General features: G+C 46.2%; 16 protein-coding genes. 11 read left to right on the top strand and 5 right to left on the bottom strand.

From position 1 onward, the window contains the following. Positions 1 to 63: 63 nt before the first annotated feature. The 3 genes from ACNFVB_RS03425 to ACNFVB_RS03415 form a co-directional block, all read right to left on the bottom strand. The gene (locus tag ACNFVB_RS03425; RefSeq protein WP_430738104.1) at positions 64 to 807 is read right to left on the bottom strand and encodes an RsiV family protein; all 744 of its coding nucleotides are present in this window, start codon (positions 805 to 807) and stop codon (positions 64 to 66) included. 324 nt (positions 808 to 1,131) lie between these two features. Further along, positions 1,132 to 2,727 carry a peptide chain release factor 3 gene (locus tag ACNFVB_RS03420; RefSeq protein WP_201587217.1) on the bottom strand — a complete coding sequence of 532 codons (1,596 nt, stop codon included), beginning with the start codon at positions 2,725 to 2,727 and terminating at the stop codon, positions 1,132 to 1,134. Positions 2,728 to 2,915: 188 nt separating this feature from the next. After that, positions 2,916 to 3,818, bottom strand: coding sequence for a hypothetical protein (locus tag ACNFVB_RS03415; protein WP_430738103.1), 903 nt, complete (start codon positions 3,816 to 3,818; stop codon positions 2,916 to 2,918). 384 nt (positions 3,819 to 4,202) lie between these two features. Between ACNFVB_RS03415 and ACNFVB_RS03410 the strand changes: the two genes are divergently transcribed. The 5 genes from ACNFVB_RS03410 (at position 4,203) to ACNFVB_RS03390 (ending at position 11,359) form a co-directional block, all read left to right on the top strand. Further along, on the top strand, positions 4,203 to 4,616 hold the full coding sequence (locus ACNFVB_RS03410) for an organic hydroperoxide resistance protein (RefSeq protein ID WP_105244849.1): 414 nt from the start codon (positions 4,203 to 4,205) through the stop codon (positions 4,614 to 4,616). A gap of 398 nt (positions 4,617 to 5,014) precedes the next feature. Beyond that, a complete protein-coding gene (gene polA / locus ACNFVB_RS03405) occupies positions 5,015 to 7,969 on the top strand; it encodes a DNA polymerase I (protein ID WP_430738102.1) in 2,955 nt (984 codons plus the stop codon). Positions 7,970 to 8,394: 425 nt separating this feature from the next. Next, the gene (locus tag ACNFVB_RS03400) at positions 8,395 to 9,561 is read left to right on the top strand and encodes a hypothetical protein (RefSeq protein ID WP_430738101.1); all 1,167 of its coding nucleotides are present in this window, start codon (positions 8,395 to 8,397) and stop codon (positions 9,559 to 9,561) included. A gap of 261 nt (positions 9,562 to 9,822) precedes the next feature. After that, positions 9,823 to 10,365: a hypothetical protein gene (locus ACNFVB_RS03395; protein WP_430738100.1), complete on the top strand. Its 543-nt coding sequence runs from the start codon at positions 9,823 to 9,825 to the stop codon at positions 10,363 to 10,365. Positions 10,366 to 10,570: 205 nt separating this feature from the next. Next, complete coding sequence (locus tag ACNFVB_RS03390) at positions 10,571 to 11,359, top strand: SDR family NAD(P)-dependent oxidoreductase (RefSeq protein ID WP_430738099.1); 789 nt, start codon at positions 10,571 to 10,573, stop codon at positions 11,357 to 11,359. A 12-nt stretch (positions 11,360 to 11,371) separates the two neighbouring features. On the opposite strand, the gene ACNFVB_RS03385 is transcribed toward ACNFVB_RS03390, so the two are convergent. Then, positions 11,372 to 11,644: a hypothetical protein gene (locus tag ACNFVB_RS03385; RefSeq protein ID WP_430738098.1), complete on the bottom strand. Its 273-nt coding sequence runs from the start codon at positions 11,642 to 11,644 to the stop codon at positions 11,372 to 11,374. A gap of 407 nt (positions 11,645 to 12,051) precedes the next feature. Here ACNFVB_RS03385 and ACNFVB_RS03380 point away from each other — a divergent pair, with 407 nt between their 5' ends. Next, positions 12,052 to 12,369, top strand: a complete 318-nt coding sequence (locus tag ACNFVB_RS03380) for a hypothetical protein (protein WP_105244844.1) — start codon at positions 12,052 to 12,054, stop codon at positions 12,367 to 12,369. Between the two features lie 122 nt (positions 12,370 to 12,491). Here ACNFVB_RS03380 and hemH read toward each other — a convergent pair whose 3' ends face one another. Beyond that, the gene (gene hemH / locus ACNFVB_RS03375) at positions 12,492 to 13,511 is read right to left on the bottom strand and encodes a ferrochelatase (RefSeq protein ID WP_430738097.1); all 1,020 of its coding nucleotides are present in this window, start codon (positions 13,509 to 13,511) and stop codon (positions 12,492 to 12,494) included. Between the two features lie 369 nt (positions 13,512 to 13,880). On the opposite strand from hemH, the gene metX reads away from it, so the two are divergent. The 5 genes from metX (at position 13,881) to ACNFVB_RS03350 (ending at position 19,348) form a co-directional block, all read left to right on the top strand. Beyond that, positions 13,881 to 15,194: a homoserine O-acetyltransferase MetX gene (metX, locus tag ACNFVB_RS03370; protein ID WP_430738463.1), complete on the top strand. Its 1,314-nt coding sequence runs from the start codon at positions 13,881 to 13,883 to the stop codon at positions 15,192 to 15,194. Next, on the top strand, positions 15,191 to 15,808 hold the full coding sequence (gene metW, locus ACNFVB_RS03365; protein WP_100748936.1) for a methionine biosynthesis protein MetW: 618 nt from the start codon (positions 15,191 to 15,193) through the stop codon (positions 15,806 to 15,808). The genes metX and metW overlap by 4 nt, the downstream gene beginning before the upstream one ends. A gap of 390 nt (positions 15,809 to 16,198) precedes the next feature. Continuing rightward, positions 16,199 to 16,780 carry a tetratricopeptide repeat protein gene (locus tag ACNFVB_RS03360; protein WP_075102044.1) on the top strand — a complete coding sequence of 194 codons (582 nt, stop codon included), beginning with the start codon at positions 16,199 to 16,201 and terminating at the stop codon, positions 16,778 to 16,780. A 144-nt stretch (positions 16,781 to 16,924) separates the two neighbouring features. Next, on the top strand, positions 16,925 to 18,052 hold the full coding sequence (locus ACNFVB_RS03355) for an HNH endonuclease (protein WP_430738096.1): 1,128 nt from the start codon (positions 16,925 to 16,927) through the stop codon (positions 18,050 to 18,052). 246 nt (positions 18,053 to 18,298) lie between these two features. Further along, the gene (locus ACNFVB_RS03350) at positions 18,299 to 19,348 is read left to right on the top strand and encodes a rhodanese-related sulfurtransferase (protein ID WP_430738095.1); all 1,050 of its coding nucleotides are present in this window, start codon (positions 18,299 to 18,301) and stop codon (positions 19,346 to 19,348) included. The last annotated feature ends 50 nt before the right edge of the window (positions 19,349 to 19,398 follow it).

The raw sequence follows: 19,398 nt of genomic DNA, 5'->3' as shown, positions 1-19,398 counted from the left end.
CTATCAATTTTTATTCACTGACACTCGATGATAGAGAGCATAATTAGTGGTCCTGTATTTAATCTATTTTGGTATAAAGTGAGGCTTGATGACCTTATCAAGCTGGCTATACGGAATGCTCAATACCGGCATACCGTAGGCGTATGGACCGATAGAATAGTGCTGATAACGAATGTTAATCCCTGTCTCTGTCAAGGTCACATTGTCGCTCAACACAAACGGCCAGCTTTTCTCATAGCTACTTACATCCTCATCGACGGTCTTGACCCATGTTTTATATGCCTTATGGGCAAGCGCTTCAAAACGAGGCTTTTGACCTTTGATCAGCATGTCATCAAGGGTGACTTGTTTTTTGGTATTCAGATCAAACGTTAAATACTCACTATAGGGCATGCCGTGAGCGCCGCCCGTAAAGACGTATGAGTGTATTTCAAACAGCTCAAAATCATTGACGTGACCTAAGTATTCTGGCGTGACCATAAGGCTATAGACAAACACGCTGTCTGCTGGCACCTCCGCAAACTGTGAGGTCACAAACTCATCAAGCGCCGCTTTGACATCGTCAGGCGTTTTTACCACTCGTGCGCCTGACTCACTAGGTTTGCTATTGACCACCAGCGCATCAATACGGGCGTTGACGGTGTTGTCTATCCAGCTGTGATTGCTTTTGAGATATTTGACTTCAATATCTGGGCAATTATCACGCTCAGTACATATCTTTTGAATTTTTTCTGGTAACTGATAATCGAGATACTCTGTTGAGCTGATCAGGCTACCTGCATTTGCGGACAGACTAGCGGCGCCCATCAGTAAACCGCTTGCTAAGAGACCAATTCGCCGTATACGCCCTACTCTGCCTAAAGAAGTATGCGTCAGCGTGAACCTATTAAGATGAGATTGAACCATAGCTTTCATGCATTCCTTTTTATAATATAAAGTATTGTTTAACATTCTACCGTAACAATGACGCTGTATTGTAGGAACACTGTTTGTGTTTTTGAAGTGTTGCTAATCACTCAAAACCTCTCTTGACTCATTTGCCGCATAAATAACGGACAATAAAAAAGACACGGCTAGCGTGTCTTAATCAATGAACAATATAGTGATACGGTTGATTTGATAACAGTCGTTTTAATGCTCACGCGTGCTGCTAAAGGTGATTTCTGGATAACGATCTTGCATCAATTGCAAGTTGACACGTGATGGCGCAAGGTAAGTCAGATAACCACCACCATCTAATGATAATTGGTCATGGGCTTTTTTCTTAAACTTCGCCAATGCTGCCTCATCATCACAGTGAATCCAGCGTACCGTCGCGATAGAGACCGGCTCAAAGCTGCACTGTACTTTGTATTCTTCTTTGAGACGATGGGCCACCACCTCAAACTGCAGGACACCGACCGCGCCTAAGATTAAGTCGTTATTAATCTGCGGCATAAATACCTGCGTGGCACCTTCCTCGGAGAGCTGCTGTAGGCCTTTTTGTAGCGCTTTGGATTTGAGTGGGTCTTTTAATACCACACGGCGAAACAGCTCAGGGGCAAAATGCGGAATCCCCGTAAAGTTTAACTCCTCGCCTTCGGTAAAGCTATCACCGATAGAGATCGTCCCGTGGTTATGTAGGCCAATAATATCACCCGGATACGCCTCTTCTAGCGCTTCACGGTCGCCCGCTAAAAAGGTTAAGGCATCAGCAATACGCACGTCTTTGCCCAAACGCACGTGCTTCATTTTCATACCTTTTTCATATTTACCTGAGCAGACCCGCAAAAACGCGATGCGGTCACGGTGGCGCGGGTCCATATTGGCCTGAATTTTAAAGACAAAACCACTAAACGCCGTTTCGGTCGCAGCCACTTCGCGCTCAGTCGTTGGATGGGCTTTTGGTGGCGGGGCATATTTGACCAAGGTATCAAGTACCATATTGACGCCAAAGTTGCCCAGCGCGGTACCAAACAACACAGGGGTCATCTCGCCTTTTAAAAACGCCTCTACATCGAACTCTTCGAGCGCCATTTGTACCAGCTCAAGTGACTCCTCAAAAGCATCAAACATCAGCTGACCTAGACGCTCGCGTATATCAGGATAATCGTAGCCTTCACGCGTTTCAGAGACGGTCATCTTGCCGCCATTACCTTTCTCATAAAGATAGGTTTTGTCTTCTGCAAGATGATAGACCCCAACAAAATCCTGACCCATGCCAATCGGCCATGTGACGGGCACGCATTTAATCTTTAGTACCGCTTCGATTTCACTGAGCAGCTCAAGCGGCTCGCGAATCTGACGATCGAGCTTGTTGACAAATGAGATGATGGGGGTGTCACGCATACGGCAGACTTCCATCAGCTTGATGGTACGCTCTTCGACACCTTTGGCACCATCGACCATCATCAGCGCGCTGTCTACGGCGGTCAGAGTACGATAAGTATCCTCACTAAAGTCGGCGTGACCTGGGGTATCTAGTAGATTGACCATATGGTCTTTGTAAGGAAACTGCATGACGGAGGTGGTGATAGAGATACCACGCTCTTGCTCCATGCTCATCCAGTCAGAGGTCGCATGACGGTCGGTTTTACGGCCTTTGACCTCGCCTGCCACCTGAATGGCTTGTCCCCATAGGAGCAGCTTTTCGGTCATGGTGGTCTTACCCGCATCAGGGTGCGAGATAATGGCGAAGGTGCGGCGCTTGGCAACTTCTTGATTTAGTTTTTTTGGGTCTACGCTCATAATGTTCGGCTTCAGCAGTTGGGTCATTTAGAGATTAGTCTAAATAAATAGGGTAAATATGAGCGTATTGTAACGGATTTAGCGCCTGACTGCAGAATTAGCGCATAAAAAAACACGCTCTATGATAGCCCAATAGAGCGTGCGACCTTGGAGGTTACGATGTTTTTGGCCTGAATGATGGGCTTTTTTTAATAATAGCGTTTGATTTCTTGCTCTAAAAAGTCAGCCGCTACGTCATTGACCAACGTGCAATCGACTACGCCGCGAAAGCTGTCTTCATTAGGTCGCTGTTCATTTTTGTTGATATAGTTTGCATCAAAAACCGACTTGCCATATTCAGCACCATAGTAGTTATATTCAGGCCGCTCATCGGTAGCAAAAAACGTCACCTGCGCCGCACGAGCATTATTATCTTTACCTACCTTGACTGTGGTAGTGGAATATCGCTGATTGTCACCAAACCTATCCTCATTTACCTCAATCCAGTCTTCTAGGGTTTGATATCGTGTTTTGTTTTTATCATTAAACACAAAAAACGCTTCTTCGCTCTTAGTCACAGGGATATAACACACGGAACCAGTAGGGAAGCTAGCATTTGTAGGAATATTGGTAAAATTATTCAAATCAGTGAAAATACCACGATCATCACTAGGACGATTGCCTTTTTGGTAGCTACTAGCATCTGTTCCTGATAGGTTCAACGTTCTATAGCGTATTTGATAGTTCAATTGTTTATTACTGCCCTTCTCATAGATAGGGCGTTTTACTGTGCGGCCATCTACTTCAATATAGCGATCTTCGAGGGTGCCTTCAAAGTTGTTTCCTAACACGGTTGCAACTGGTAAATCATTAATACTTGGCGAGATCAGCGCACCCTTGATGTTTGTGACATCAATATCACGCTCTCCATCACTATATTCAATCTCAATACGTGCGATATTATTGTTTACGCGCTCAAAATGATTGATTTCAAGCTCGTTACTATTCCCCGAACCATACACACCATCGTCTTCTTCGCAGCCAACCATCGTCAACGCCAACACAGACAATACGCTGGGAATCACCATCCGTTTTTTTATAGAGTTGCTCATTAACATTAAGTAGTATCCTTGTCATGATCAGGTCAATTGCCATTTGTTGTCATCTACACTGAGGATCAAACAGCGATATTGATGTGATTAGTTTACCTCAATACCCTCATTATTTATATATCAACGCTGTTTTGTTATGCGCACACTGTTTGTATATTTACAAACTTTTTATATATGTTTACGCCTGACCCATTGTGCGCATCAAATAGCTTGCTACCATGGATAAGAACAATACGAGCTTACCAGCCTTTATTCGACGCTCGCACCTACAATCGTATTTATATAAGTCTTTAATACATAAGTTTCTAAATCAATTTTAATACAATAGTCTCTAAATCAATAAAGCTCACCTCGAGCGACAAAACCAACAACAAAGGATGTGTTATGAAAACGTTATATTCTACTAAAGCTACAACCACCGGCGGCCGTGCAGGCTCAGCCAGTCTCGCTGATAGCGATCTGAGTATCAATATGGTACCGCCCGGCTCTGGCAAAGACGGCAATAACCCAGAGCAGCTATTTGCTATGGGTTACAGCGCTTGTTTTGATGGCGCATTAGGCGCGGTCAAACAAATGGAAAAAGCCAAATTTGACTCAACCACCGAAGTAGAAGTGGATCTGATGCAAGGCGAAGGGCACGACTATAAGCTGGCGGCAAAAATCCACGTGATTGGCAAAAACACTGAGCTATCTGCTGATGAGTTCCAAAAGCTGGTCGAAAAAGCCCACCAAGTCTGCCCATATTCAAAAGCCACGCGCGGCAATATCGACGTCGAGGTGACATCAGAGGTTCAATAAGTTCTCGGCTACTCTACTGTATAGCCGATGCACTCTAAAAAGAATATAGCGCTACTGGGATGAATTTTGCGCAGCCTCTGGGAACGCAGCACGCAAGTAAAATTTATACCAGTAGCGCGTTTAAACTTATATAACAGTTTTATTTTCAGTTGATTATAGTGTCACGAAGCATAAAAAGAACGCAGCAAGTCTGGGTTCTTTTTTATTGTCTGGCACTTTTGTTTGTACGCATCTTGTACACATCGCGACTTTTATTGGCTCGTCTTATTCGTTTGTCATTCATTCGGCAAGAAGGTATTTTATCGTTATAATGAGGGTGTCTTTTTACCTAATGCTTGTTTTTATCCCATATTTTATTATCCAATACCTGCTGCCAAATACTTGATAAGTGACCCTCTATGACTGACAACGACCACAACTCCCACTCGCCCATCAATCCAAACACCTTGCCAGACTTTGCCTGTATGCCCAACGTCGCCACGATGGACACCAGTCATGTGGATAAAGAGCAACCACCTTTTATCTTGGTCGACGGCTCTTACTACCTGTTTCGTACTTATCACGCCTTGCCAAAGACCATGCAAAACTCGCAAGGCCTCATCACCAACGCCATACGTGGTACGTTAAATGCGCTATTAAAACTGATGCGCCGCTATCACCCCACCCATATGGCGGTGTGTTTTGATACCAAATCACCGACCTTTCGCCATGCGATGTCTGAAGAGTACAAAGCCAATCGCCCCAAAATGGATGTAGAGCTGGCTGAGCAGATTCCGTATATTCATCGCTTGGTTGCCGCGCTTGGGATTCCACTACTGCGTATCGAGGGCGCAGAAGCCGACGACATCATCGGTACGCTGGCTTATCGCGCCGTCGCTGAAGGTCATCATGTGGTCATCTCGACAGGTGACAAAGACATGATGCAGCTGATTAATGACTGCGTGATACTAGAAGACAGTTTTACGGGCAAAATTACTGATGGCGCAGGCGTGGTCGAAAAATTCGGGATTGAGCCGCATCAGATGATCGATTTTTTGACGTTGATGGGCGACTCATCAGATGGCATCAAAGGCGTACCGGGCATCGGCAAAAAAACCGCCAAAGATTTGCTCAATAAATACGGTAATATCGAGGCCATGCTGGCCAATGTCGCTGATATCAAAGGCCGTGCTGGCAAAAATCTGGTCGAGTATGCCGATGACATTCCGTTCAACGCGCAGCTGGCCACTATCGTCACCGATTTAGAGATTGGCCAAGACTGGACCGATCTAAAAATCAATACCGACCCGTGCGCCCATATCGATGAGTTACGCGCTCTGTACACAGAGCTTGAGTTTCGAAACGAGCTGGCCTCGCTTGATCATCCAAACCACCCTGCCAATGGCTCACAAAGCGTGGCGCACGCTCAGGCCGATAGTGAATCACAAGCGCAAATCGCTAAATCCTTACAGTCAAGCACTATCGACAATATCACCGATAGCAAAAGTCGCGATAGCGCATGGCATACGATTTTAGACGCACCTGCTTTTGATAGCTTGGTCAAGCGACTAGAAGCCGCGCCGCACTTCGTCATCGATACCGAGACCACCAGCGTCTATTGGCGACAAGCCGAAATCGTCGGCCTGTCTTTTGCACTGCAAGCGCACGAAGCCTACTATGTACCGCTAACTCATCGTTTAGAAGGGGATGAGCTGACCGCCAAGCAGCTGGATCGCGATACGGTATTGGCGCGTTTAAAGCCTATCTTAGAAAACCCAAATATCGGTAAAATCGGCCAGCACCTCAAATACGACGCTCATGTGTTAAGTCATTATGATATCGACTTGATCGGCGCGATTCACGCCAGCCCCAACAACTGGGCGATGGATACCATGCTGGCAAGCTACGTCATCAATGCCGCCATCACTCGCCACGGTATGGATGATCTGGCACGCCACTATCTACAGACGCAAACGATTAGCTTTGAAGATGTCGCGGGTAAAGGCGCCAAACAAGTCACCTTTGATCAGGTGGCCATCGATATCGCCAGCGACTATGCTTGTGAAGATGCCGATATCACTTATCAGCTGTTTGATATTTTTCATAAAAAACTGTCTGATGACGAAAATAATGCCAAACTGCTGCACGAGTTAGAGATTCCAACGGCCGAGATACTGTGTCAAATGGAAGCAAACGGTATCTTAATCAAGCGCTCGTTTTTAAATGAGCTATCAGAGCGGTTTGATGAAGAAATCATCGCGCTCGAAAAACGCGCTTATGAAATTGCTGGAGAAGAGTTTAACCTTGGCTCGCCAAAGCAGCTGGGTGAGATGCTGTTTGATAAGCTGGGCATCCCTGGCGGCAAAAAAACCAAGTCAGGCCAATACTCGACTGGCGAAGCGATACTGTCAAAGATTGATCACCCATTGGTCGAGATTGTCCTTGAGTATCGCGGACTGTCTAAGCTTAAAAGCACCTACACCGATGCGCTGGCCAATGTGGCAGACGCCAAGAGCGACCGCGTACATACCAGCTATCATCAGGCATTGACCAGTACCGGACGACTCTCATCGACGGATCCTAACTTACAAAACATCCCAATTCGCACCGCCACCGGCCGCTTGATTCGCCAAGCCTTTATCGCGCCAGCAGGTCGCGTTATCTTGGCGGCGGATTACTCACAGATTGAGCTGCGTCTGATGGCGCATTTCTCAGGCGACAAAAACTTGACGCAAGCCTTTAACGAAGGTCTGGACATTCACGCGGCCACCGCAGCAGAAGTGCTAGGTAAAGAAGTCGCTGAGGTAACTGCGACCGAACGCCGCAATGCCAAAGCCATTAACTTTGGTCTACTCTACGGCATGAGCGCCTTTGGCCTTGCCAAACAGCTACAGATGAGCCGCGGTGAGGCGCAAGAATATATCGACATGTATTTTGAGCGCTATCCTGGTGTCAAAAACTATATGATCAACACGCGAGCCAGCGCTTATGAGCAAGGCTATGTCGAGACGATATTGGGCCGTAAGCTCTACACGCCCGATATCACTCATAGCAACCGCATGGTCAAGCAAGGCGCTGAGCGAGCCGCGATCAACGCTCCACTACAAGGCTCTGCCGCTGATATCATCAAGCTTGCCATGATTGCTGTCGATAAGGTATTGCCCAAAGATCAAGCCAAAATGCTGCTGCAAGTCCATGATGAGTTGGTATTTGAAGTTGATAGCGATAAGGTCGATGAAATTAGTCAGCTTATCACCGATGCGATGCAAGATGTGTTAACAACCACTGCGGCTGAAAAAGGCTGGCAAGTCGACTTTGCCGTACCATTACTGGTAGAAACAGATAGCGGCGCCAATTGGGACGAGGCACATTAATCGCCCAAAGAAGATATCGCACCCGCTACGATAAATACTATCGAATTAGGGCGTGCTACTGTACTCATTTTATGGCGGATTGACTATAGTCGATTCTCAATAAAACAGATACATTATATGTCAACGTGTAACTGGTATAAATTTTCCTTACGTGCTGTGCCTGCGCTGCTCGATGCTGCGTAAAATTTATCCCAGTCCCACTGTATCGTTTTTATACTGAAATCACTATATAGCATCTATTGCCATTGACCCACAAAAGGGCTGAGCGGTCTGCTTTGCCTCTTTGTGATTTGTTATTTGCTATCTTTTATTTGTCAGTATAGTTATCGATGCGCGTGACCGCATACGCCTTGTCAACTGTTGGGAAATCGGTCAATATAGCATGATTATTTTTCAATTTTGCCTACAGGCGACTATCTGCCATCATGAAACCCTCAAGCCTTACCACACCAACTCGTCATACTTTGACTTGTGCCGCTTTAGCTGCGCTAAACCTATGCACGCCAGCGTTGGCTGATCATAGCGCCGCCATACCGGCAAAACATCAAGACACCGCCCACCCTTCATCCAGTCCTCAGGTCGGTGATGTCAATAAAACAGACACAGCCTATCAACAGCTAGGCTATCAAGCGCGCACACCACTTGCCGCGCCACAGCCCATTGACTCCTCAGCACAATGGGGCTGGGCCGATGAGCGGCGACAAGACGCAAAAGCGCAGCTAGACGAATGGGCGCACGAAATGGACGGGTGGTTTGGTGAGCCTGACCCAAAAGCGCCTGCTACCGCGAGCCTACGACTGGTGCTAGACACGCGCTGGGCCAATGACCCACTATCAGGCAGTGATGTGAGCGTCGAGCCTCGGGTTCGTGGACGTCTACGCTTACCAGTCTTAGAGCGCCGCCTAAGCTTGATTATCGGTGATGAAGACTTGGATGATGATGATTTTTTGCGACAAAGCGCGACAGGAGCGGCTTATCAGGCCGATACCGAAAGCTCTGATAGATTAATTAATAGTAAAAAGACTCGTGAAGACAACGCCTCTATTGCGCTGCGCTGGTCACGCTTCAACGATGAGATCGAAGAGCAACTGGGCGTCAAAACAGATGTCGATGTCGGCGTACGCTCACTTGATGATCTGTATGTCAAAGTCAGTGTCGATCGAGACTGGTACCAAAACGAGAAGCTAAAAGTAACCACCGATAGCTTTTATCGTTATGGCCTCGATAGCGAACACTACGCCAAAGGCGGACTCACCTTGCGATATGGCGCTGATCCAGCACGCTTTCTTAACAACCGTACTACCGTGCGCTACCGCAATCAGGATAGCAGGGAGGACACCGACTGGAGCCATGATCTAAGACAAGTCCATCAGCTCGGTGAAGAAAAGCAGCTGGCCTATGGTATTTCAACCAGTGGTTATTTTGATAAAAACAAATCACTTCTCAATAGCTATGGCCCAGCCATCACCTACCGTCAGCCGATTTGGCGGGAGTGGCTCTACGTGCAGACAGAGCTAAACTATTATAATGACAAAACAGAAAACAAAGACCACTACCCATCAGCACTATTACGCATGGAGGCACTGTTTTAGTCCGCGATAGCTCATTGCTGTCTCGCTTGGCAGCCGGCACAAGACAAATAGTATGTTGCTAGCTGTGAAACGGTGTTTACTATTTTATAAATATTAACAATCCCTTATGACCAGTTAGTTATGTTTCATAATGCCATCTATGGATAATCAAGCGTATAATAACGCTGTATCTCTATTTTATATCTTTGTTTTTATATTACTTGTGATTGGAAGTGAGCCTTAGCGCTCACTTTTTTTATTGCAAAATCTGGAGTCCTTATTTTGATTACAGATGGTCTTATCGAAGCCCCTGGCATTATTATATTGTTCGCTTGCTGGATACGTTGTCTACAGTATTTTCGGCGCAGTCATAGCAAAAAAACTGAAGCGTTTTGGTTGGCGGCAGTGCTGGTGTTTTTTGCGGTCATACGCCGCGAGCTAAACTACTTACCCGATCTTTTTATCCCCGCTGATTTTTTATTGCTAAGCCAGCCCTATGACTGGTGGGAAGATTGTGTACTAACCGTCGTCTACCTGATGATTGTTGGGCTACTGGCTTACTCATGGCGCTATCTTTTGGCAGTACTAAAACGTGTGCCCATATCGTTATATTTGACGGTAGCGGTACTGGCACTACTAGAATACATGGGCGAAAACATGATTGGCATACCTAAAACCCTTGGCGTGGTGATCGAGGAGCTATCAGAAACCGCCATCTATGCCATTGCCTTGATATACCTATGGCGCTTTACGTTAAGCGACTATGACTGTCCCTCAGCGCGCGCAGACCTATCGCACTCTCACGCGGTGTCACATTCAGCATAGATATCTGATCTAACCTCGGCCAAAGCCGCTGTGCCGCGCTGCCTATCAATACTTGCCGCCAGATTTGCTATACTGGATCAATGCCCGAGCGCACATATCTCTGATATCCACTTGCTCTCGACTTATCCATTACAGCTAGGGCGTGTCCTCATTTTGACAAGGGTAATAAAAATGGGGACACACCCAAATCACCGAGTCACTTATTATGAATATCTTAATCACTGGCGCCTCACGTGGTATCGGTCTGGCCACCGCAAAAAGACTGGCAGAAAAAGGCCACAACGTCGGCCTGTTTGCGACCAATACGGCCACGCTTGAGAATGCCATCGGCGACAAAGCCTTTAAAAAAGCGCTGAAAAAAAACCGTGTCATTATTGGTAAATTAGATGTCACCCAGCCTGAGCTATGGGACGACGCCATCACACAAATGATTGATCATTTTGGCAGTATCGATGCGCTAATCAATAACGCAGGCGTGTTGGTCGGTGGCACTTTGCCGACGACTGATTTGCAAGAGCAGCTGGCCTTAGTCGATGTTAATTGTAAAGGCGTGCTTATCGGCTGTCATAAGCTTGCGCCTTATTTAGCGGATAGCACCAATGGTAAAATCGTCAATGTCTCCTCGGCCTCGGCCATTTACGGCCAGCCCGAGGTTGCAGCGTACTCTGCCAGCAAGTTTTTTGTCCGTGGACTTACCGAAGGGCTAAATATCGAGTATGACCGCCTTGGTATCAAGGTCATTGATGTCATGCCGCTGTGGGTAAAATCAGACATGACAGAGGGTCTTAGTGTCACCAGTATTGAGCGCTTGGGTATCAATTTGACTGTCAATGATGTGGCAAAGACTCTGTGCAAACTGACCACCCGCCCCAATCGTAAACTCAAAAGCACGCATTACTCGGTCGGCATGCCAGCCAAAGTCTTTCAGACCCTCTCACAAGTCACGCCTGATCCTGTGATCCGCTGGGTAAATACCAAAGTGGGTGCCAAATAAAGCACAGCCCATTTACCAAATGCTTATCATATTGTCCTGACGGCTACTCAATTTTGGTTTAATCATAATAGCGCTGGCCTTTGATGAATCATCGGTGCTGGGACTAAGCTGCGCCCCTTGACAGTCAAGCGAGCTATGAGAGTCACTGAGCTCGAAGCGTATCGATTGACCTGTTAAGTCGCAGCTTTTGCTCAGGATCTGATGGCCTTTTATCGTCACAGTTTGCTTGGGCGTCAGCTGCGCCCACTCTATCACGGCCGCGGCACTTGGTAGCTTGGCCTCCATGACCAACAGCTTTTTTATAACGTCCGTTTGACTGACGGTTGGTGATCGTCACAAGCGCTTAAGCTCATAGCGGTTATCAGGCCGACCATGACCGACCATACATTGACATATTTTAGGCGATAAACAAGGGTCATATAGTCAATTCACTCTAAAAATGACATAGCGCTGCTGGGATGAATTTTGCGCAGCCTCTGTGATAACAGCACGCAAGTAAAATTTATACCAGTAGCGCGTTTAGATTTATAACAATTTTAATTTGAACTGAATATAAATAACGCTCACTGCGAGTTGTCTTACATTTTTTGAACATCCTGTGACACCTTACTACTAGTCGAGCTCGAGCTAACACGGCACACTAATCCTCATCATACAGATAAAAACCAATCATAAGATAAAAGGAATGACAGATGGATAATACAAAAACCCCGCTCCCAGAGGCGCAAGACCGTATCGATGGCGATGACAACCAGCGAGTCGATTTAGACAATCCAATGCTGCATACGATTGATGACGATGACGTCATTGACAATAGCGCAGGGTTCGACAACTCACAAGCAGGCAGCGAAGCCACGCAAGGCCTCACACCGATGCATCACCAAAATATCGATGAAGCCCGTGTCGATGAGGTATTGGTAGAGGACAATCTGGATGACAAGGATTATCCAGACATCGTCGATATCGCTGATACCGATGCTGCTGGGCGCAGTAACGACGATAACTTCTAACCCTATTTGCTCAGCACAGCATCAATGACGTCAAACACTGGTAAAAAAACACCGAACATCATGTCCGGTGTTTTTATCATTCATGAAGATCAAAAGGCTTTCATTAAGATCAAAAAACTTAACTACGCCCAACCATCAAGCGTGCCCGCCCAGCCTTTGACCAATGGTTTGCTAAGCGCTTCGAGCAAATCAATATGCGCCTCATCAAGGTTAAGTGCAGGTATATAATGATACTCTTGCCCGCCAGCATTAAGGAAATTATCACGGTTTTCAATCGCCAGCTCTTCTAGCGTCTCCAGACAATCGGCAGAAAATGCAGGACTGATGACCTGCACCGAGCGCACGCCAGACTGACCCCACTCCTCTAGTACCACATCGGTATATGGCTTGACCCATTCTTGTTTGCCAAAACGCGACTGAAAGCTGATGATCCACTCATCATCTCTTAGACCTAGCGCATGGGCCACTTGGGCGGCAGTACACTTACAGCGCTTTGGATACGGATCGCCTTTATCCGCATACGGCTGCGGGATACCGTGAAAACTAAACATCAGCTTGTCAGGTTTGCCATGCTCTGCCTGAAAGCGACGAATCGAGTCTGCTAGTGCCTGAATATACAGTGGATGGGCAAAGTAGTCCTTTACAATGGTATAGTTGGGCAAATTGCGCTGCGTCAGCGTCCATTTGGTCAGCGCATCATAGACAGCGCCACCTGATGTGGCGGAGTACTGCGGAAACAATGGCAAGATGACAAAGTGATCCACGCCCTCATCGCGTAGATTGTCCATCACCTCAGGCAGACCAGGATTGCCATAGCTCATCGCCGCATGTACCGACACACGAAACGGCGCTGCGCTGTCGGCCAGACGCGGCTCCAATAATGCCACTTGGCCGTTTAATATCTTGCGGATCGGCGAGTCGCCCTCCCAAATACTGGCATAAGCTTTTGCGACGCGCTTCGGCCGACTAGGCAGGACAAACAAGTTAAGAATGATGGCCCACAAAAACCTAGGGATTTCAATCACCCGAGGGTCTGATAAAAACTGTTTGAGATAACGACGGACAGCAGGCGCTGTCGGCTCATCAGGTGTCCCAAGGTTGACCAATAAGACGGCGATACGTGGCGGCAGTTTAGGTTTCATAAAAGTCGTGTGTGATTCATAAGTGATAAAAAGGATTATGAAGGCATTATTCATTTAGCATCTGATTAGTGTAGCACTTTATCGCCAAAAAACGCATGGTAAAGGCCGTCTTTATACAATTTGCTACGCAGGTCAAATAAAGACTGCGTACGGAGGTTGTACTCCTACGCCCATCGCCATACAATAGAGCCAACCATCACCAAAACCGTATAAGAACATACATGCTATTTTGCTTGTGTGGCTGGTGATTTTACTGACGCTTAATTGACGCTTATTTATAGATGATTGTTGTCTTGCGAGGTAGCTTTGAACGCACGCTCTGATAGTACCAGTGACCAACTTCCAACAGATACACTCGACCCACAAGGCTTGGCCGATCAGGCAGGCTCAGTCGGAATCGTCACGCCCGAAAAAATCCATTTTGCCGAGCCGCTTACCCTTGAGTGCAATCGCACCTTGCCGTCTTTTGATTTGATGGTAGAGACTTACGGCACGCTCAATCAAGACAAATCAAATGCTATTTTGATTTGCCATGCCTTGTCTGGCAGCCATCATGCAGCAGGGTATTATAGCCATGATGACAAAAAAGCGGGCTGGTGGGACAATATGATCGGACCCAACAAAGCCATCGACACCAATCAGTTTTATGTGGTGTGTGTCAATAATATCGGCAGCTGCTTTGGCTCGACAGGACCCACCACCATCAACCCTGATACCCTCGATCAAGCTGATGGCAGCGAGCCACAAGTCTATGGCCCTGACTTTCCGCTGATCACCATCAAAGACTGGGTCAAAACCCAAGCGCTGCTCTCAGACCGCTTAGGCATCGATGTCTGGCATGCCATCGTCGGTGGCTCTATGGGCGGTATGCAAGCACTGCAATGGTCAGTCGACTATCCAGACAGGCTAAAACGCTGCGTCATTATTGCCAGCACGCCCAAGCTATCGGCACAAAACATCGCCTTTAACGAAGTCGCTCGTCAGTCCATTCTCTCTGACCCAGACTTCAAAGACGGCCGCTATATACAAGCCGGCACTTATCCACGCCGCGGCCTGATATTGGCACGTATGGTCGGCCATATCACCTACTTGACCGATGACGCGATGAAGGCCAAGTTTGGCCGCGATCTAAAATCGGGCAAGTTTATGTACGGCTACGATGTTGAGTTCCAAGTAGAGAGCTATCTGCGCTATCAAGGCGAGCGCTTTAGCAAAAACTTCGATGCCAATACCTATTTGCTCATGACCAAAGCTTTAGATTACTTTGATCCTACGCGCGACTATGCCAATTATGCGAATACTGCCGACGACACAGCCATCGATGATAGTCTGGCTACCAGCATCAATAACGAGCACACAGGTAGCGACCATACTGCTGAGCACAGCGACGATACCGACAGCCAGCTTGAGCTGAGCGCCTTAAAATCCGCCCTTGCCCATACCAAGTGCCAATATCTGGTGGTGTCGTTTACCACTGATTGGCGCTTTGCCCCTGAGCGCTCACAAGAAATCGTGGATGCCCTGATGGCCACAGGCAAGCCGGTCAGCTATATCAATGTCGACGCCCCACATGGTCATGATTCGTTTTTATTTGATATCCCCCGTTATATGGGCGCGATCAAAGGCTTTTTGACCGCCCCTTTTATGACCACTAACGTGACCGGCACAGGAGAACGCTCATGAGAATGGACCATCAGTTGGCTGAGCGCTGGATCGCGCCGCAATCGCACGTACTGGATTTGGGCTGTGGTAATGGTGAGCTGCTCGCGCACTTGCAGCAAAAACTGGGCGTGACGGGTTATGGCCTAGAGATTGATGAAGACAAAATCAATGAAGCCATCAGCAAGGGTCTCTCTATCGTCGAGCAAGATCTCAACGATGGGCTGGCGCGCTTTGCTGACGACAGCTTTGACACCGTCGTCATGGCACGGGCGCTCCAAGCGGTCAAAGCCCCCGACGTTTTGCTGCTCGATATGCTACGCGTGGCCCGTGAAGCGGTCATCACCTTTCCCAACTTTGCCCATTGGCAAAACCGTATTCACCTTGGACTAAAAGGCCTGATGCCAGTCTCAGAAGCCCTGCCTTATGAGTGGTACAACACCCCAAACATTCATTTGTGTACCTTTAAAGACTTTGAGCAGCTGTGTGCTGAGCATGACATTCATATCATCAACCGCTTTGCTGTTAGCGACTCAGAAAAAGGCCATTCACCGCTGATGACGTCTTTAATCCGTCAAGCACCCAACCTCTTGGCAGATGTCGCTATTTATCGCGTCACCAAACGGAAGCCTGCATAATATTCAAAAACCAAACGGCCTAATCCTCCTTGTCTGATTTTTATAAAATGATTGATTTATTCTTACGCGCAAGTAACTCTATGATTTTATTAAAGACACTCAGGTATAATCGGCCATGATTTCTTGTAATTAGTATTTGAGTTTCGTAAGTGTGGGTGTTAAGCTAGCAAAATAATGTCACTGACACCCGTATTTGCACCGTTCGTCTGTTTGACTTGACAGCAACTGCTAAGCAAGGCGTTCAGGTAAAGGGCTCACTATACTTAATGGATGGTTTGGGACGTTTGGATAACACGTCATTGATACGACGCTCCCTTATCATTAGCGCCGCCTAAGATACTTTAGCGGTACAATTTTTTTGCTTATTAACTGCCTAATTTTGGAGCTGCTATGAAACTATTAAAAGCTGCGTTGTTTACTGCCTTATTTTCTTGTGCAGGTCTTGCCAATGCTGAGTTAATATCAAACGTACCGCTTGATACCTCACGTTTTGAGCTGATGCCTGTCAGTGAGCTGTCCAACCGTGCGGCGCAAGGGAATGACCATGCGCAGTTTTACTTAGCCAAGCGCCTACAAAAAGGCGAAGGCGTGGCACAAAACACTCAGCAAGCCATTCAGTGGTATACCAAAGCTGCGCAGCAAGGTGTTGCGCCAGCCCAGCTAAATCTGGCCATCATGTATCTACGCGGTGAAGGCGTGAAGCCCAATCTTCAGCAAGCACGCCACTGGTTAGAAAAAGCGGCCATGCGCGGTGACAATCGCGCCAGCTACACGCTAGCTTTGCTCGATGAAAAACAAAAGAATCTGGTCGATGCCTATAAATGGTACGATTTGGCTGCCCGTGACGGTATGCTTGATGAAAAAGTACGCAACAAAGCCCGTGGCAAAATCGGTCAACTGGCGTTGAACTTATCCAGCTCAGACATCGCCAATGCTCGTAGCCAAGCGGATCGTTGGTTCCAAAGCAAATAGCTTTTATACCGACTCTCTCAGCGATTAAAATCCAGCCAATGCGCTGGATTTTTTGTGTATGAAAGCAAAAGATTTATGTAAAGTGAAAGCAGCTCAATCCTATTCACTTGATAAACTTATAGCCTCCTAAATCGAAGGAATGTTATGCAAACAGTTACCCCAACAATAAACCCATACCTCTTTGAAAAACAGTACGATGCTTTTATAAGGTTTGTAGGAGAAAAGTCAAATATACCTTTTGTATCTTTTGCTTCACATCCTTATACAGATCAACAAGAAGGATATAAGTATCAAATTTATAGAGTTGCTCGCAATAAGCTTTCGTTTCATACATGGAAAAATCATGATATTGGAAGTGGGAAAATTATATTGGCAACCATCGAGGCCATTGCGTTTCCAGATAATAATTTAGTTCCATGGCAAAATCGCTATGGTGAACAAAATCGACCACATCAACCACTTTTTGAAGCAATTGGTAACTCTATTAAGACAGAGGAAGTTGAGAGCGCTTTATTTAACCTTTATCACTCATCAAATGACGAACAAATATTTGATAAATTGATTAAAATTTTTGGAAGGAACTATTCTCTTTTAGCTTATCTTTACTTTATTAAAGATAATTCGAAATACTTACCTATCGCACCTACTTATTTTGATAGAGCATTCTCATTATTAGGAATAGAGTTCAAAACTAGTCAACGTTGTTCTTGGGAAAACTACTTTATTTACTTGCAAATTATTAGTGATATCAAAATAATGCTAATTGAAAAACTCAAAAGTGAGGTTAGCTTATTAGATGCGCATTCGTTTGCTTGGATGCTTTCTGCACAAATGGAAAAAGAAGATAAGCTTGCTGATGTTAGTGAGTATTTAAGTCTTAGTAGTACAGAGAAGGACTCAGTTGTAAGATCACGTATAGGTCAAGGACTGTTTAGACAAAACCTTATTGAATATTGGTCTGCTTGTGCTGTCACTGGATGTAAGGAACTAAAACTATTAAGAGCATCTCATATCAAACCTTGGTCTGAATGCGGAGACATAGAACGTCTTAGCCTTTACAACGGCTTACTTCTATCACCAAATTTGGATGTGTGTTTTGATGCAGGTTTTATAAGTTTCAATGATTTAGGTCAAATACTAATCTCAAATAAAATCAGTGCCAATGACCTTCAGGCTTTATCTATCAACAAAGAAATGAAACTATCAAATATTTCTTCTGAGCATAAGAAGTATTTACAATATCATAGGAAACATATTTATAAACAAAGCTGAAAACATCAAATTCTTTATAAAAAGCTCAGTATTTTTCTGGGCTTTTTTGTTTTTATCTTATAATCAAAACATTTATTATTTCAGCTCCTATCAAGCTGAGCGACATAAACTATTCAAAACCCTATTAAAATTTGCTACACTACGCGCGCACTGGCCTAATTCCACAATTGCGCTAGTGTTATTTGCTTATCTACCTTTTTTATCACTATTGCACTGGGTTTACGACTCAGCCAGCAGGAGACTTGTATGACCACTGACAACCGCACAAATAATCAACAACACGCCACCGAATACGACAGCGAAACCAACAATATCGTCGTCGCCGCACTTTATAAATTCACACGCTTTACTGACTTTGCGCAGTACCGTGAGCCGATCTTAAACATCATGCTGGACAATGACGTCAAAGGCACTTTATTGTTGGCCAATGAAGGCATCAACGGTACGATTTCTGGTAGCCGCCAAGGCATCGATACGGTCCTTGATTATTTGCGTAGCATTGAAGCGATTGGTCGTTTTGAGTTTAAAGAGTCTTATACCGACGTCCAGCCTTTTTATCGTACCAAGGTCAAGCTCAAAAAAGAAATCGTCACCATGGGCGTAGAAGATATCGATCCACTGCAATCTGTCGGCCGCTACGTCAAGCCGAGTGAATGGAATGCGCTGATCTCTGATCCTGACGTGCTCCTAATCGACACCCGCAACGACTACGAAGTACAGATTGGCACCTTTCAAAACGCCGTCAACCCACACACCGAAACCTTCCGTGAGTTTCCAGAATATGTGGCAAAAGAGCTCGATCCAACCAAACACAAAAAAGTGGCAATGTTTTGTACCGGCGGTATTCGCTGTGAGAAGTCCACGGCCTATATGCGCGAGCAAGGCTTTGAGGAGGTCTATCATTTAGAAGGCGGTATCTTAAAATACCTAGAAGAAATCCCTACCAGTGACTCTATGTGGCAAGGCGACTGCTTTGTCTTTGACAACCGCGTATCAGTCAATCACAACTTAGAAAAAGGCAACTACGAGCAGTGCTTTGCTTGTCGTATGCCGATTACAGCCGAGGACATGCAAAGCGCCGCCTATATCAAAGGTGAGTCGTGCCCGCATTGTATCGACAAAGCGACTGAGGAACAAAAGGCTCGCTTCCGTGAGCGCGAGCATCAAATGCAGCTGGCCAAAAAACGTGGTGAAGCGCATATTGGTAGCGATGTGATGGACATCATCGAAAAGCGTAAAGCGGCTAAAATGGAAGCGCGCCAACAAGCAGAAGCGGCCAATAAAGCCAAAGCTTAATCCGTTAACACCATACACTGCTTTAAATGTTAGACGTTTAAACGATTAGC

It is taken from the genome of Psychrobacter sp. VH5 (genome assembly GCF_050572635.1).
Lineage (GTDB): Bacteria > Pseudomonadota > Gammaproteobacteria > Pseudomonadales > Moraxellaceae > Psychrobacter > Psychrobacter celer.
This window is presented reverse-complemented; position numbering and strand designations above follow the sequence as displayed.

Bases quoted from the DNA above. Each gene is read 5' to 3' on its own strand.
- ACNFVB_RS03425 (WP_430738104.1), bottom strand. From the start codon at position 807: ATGGGCGCCGCTAGTCTGTCCGCAAATGCAGGTAGCCTGATCAGCTCA.
- metW (WP_100748936.1), top strand. From the start codon at position 15,191: ATGAGAATGGACCATCAGTTGGCTGAGCGCTGGATCGCGCCGCAATCG.
- ACNFVB_RS03390 (WP_430738099.1), top strand. From the start codon at position 10,571: ATGAATATCTTAATCACTGGCGCCTCACGTGGTATCGGTCTGGCCACC.
- ACNFVB_RS03355 (WP_430738096.1), top strand. From the start codon at position 16,925: ATGCAAACAGTTACCCCAACAATAAACCCATACCTCTTTGAAAAACAG.
- ACNFVB_RS03385 (WP_430738098.1), bottom strand. From the start codon at position 11,644: ATGGAGGCCAAGCTACCAAGTGCCGCGGCCGTGATAGAGTGGGCGCAG.
- ACNFVB_RS03360 (WP_075102044.1), top strand. From the start codon at position 16,199: ATGAAACTATTAAAAGCTGCGTTGTTTACTGCCTTATTTTCTTGTGCA.
- ACNFVB_RS03410 (WP_105244849.1), top strand. From the start codon at position 4,203: ATGAAAACGTTATATTCTACTAAAGCTACAACCACCGGCGGCCGTGCA.
- ACNFVB_RS03415 (WP_430738103.1), bottom strand. From the start codon at position 3,818: ATGAGCAACTCTATAAAAAAACGGATGGTGATTCCCAGCGTATTGTCT.
- ACNFVB_RS03400 (WP_430738101.1), top strand. From the start codon at position 8,395: ATGAAACCCTCAAGCCTTACCACACCAACTCGTCATACTTTGACTTGT.
- hemH (WP_430738097.1), bottom strand. From the start codon at position 13,511: ATGAAACCTAAACTGCCGCCACGTATCGCCGTCTTATTGGTCAACCTT.
- ACNFVB_RS03380 (WP_105244844.1), top strand. From the start codon at position 12,052: ATGGATAATACAAAAACCCCGCTCCCAGAGGCGCAAGACCGTATCGAT.
- ACNFVB_RS03420 (WP_201587217.1), bottom strand. From the start codon at position 2,727: ATGAGCGTAGACCCAAAAAAACTAAATCAAGAAGTTGCCAAGCGCCGC.
- polA (WP_430738102.1), top strand. From the start codon at position 5,015: ATGACTGACAACGACCACAACTCCCACTCGCCCATCAATCCAAACACC.
- ACNFVB_RS03350 (WP_430738095.1), top strand. From the start codon at position 18,299: ATGACCACTGACAACCGCACAAATAATCAACAACACGCCACCGAATAC.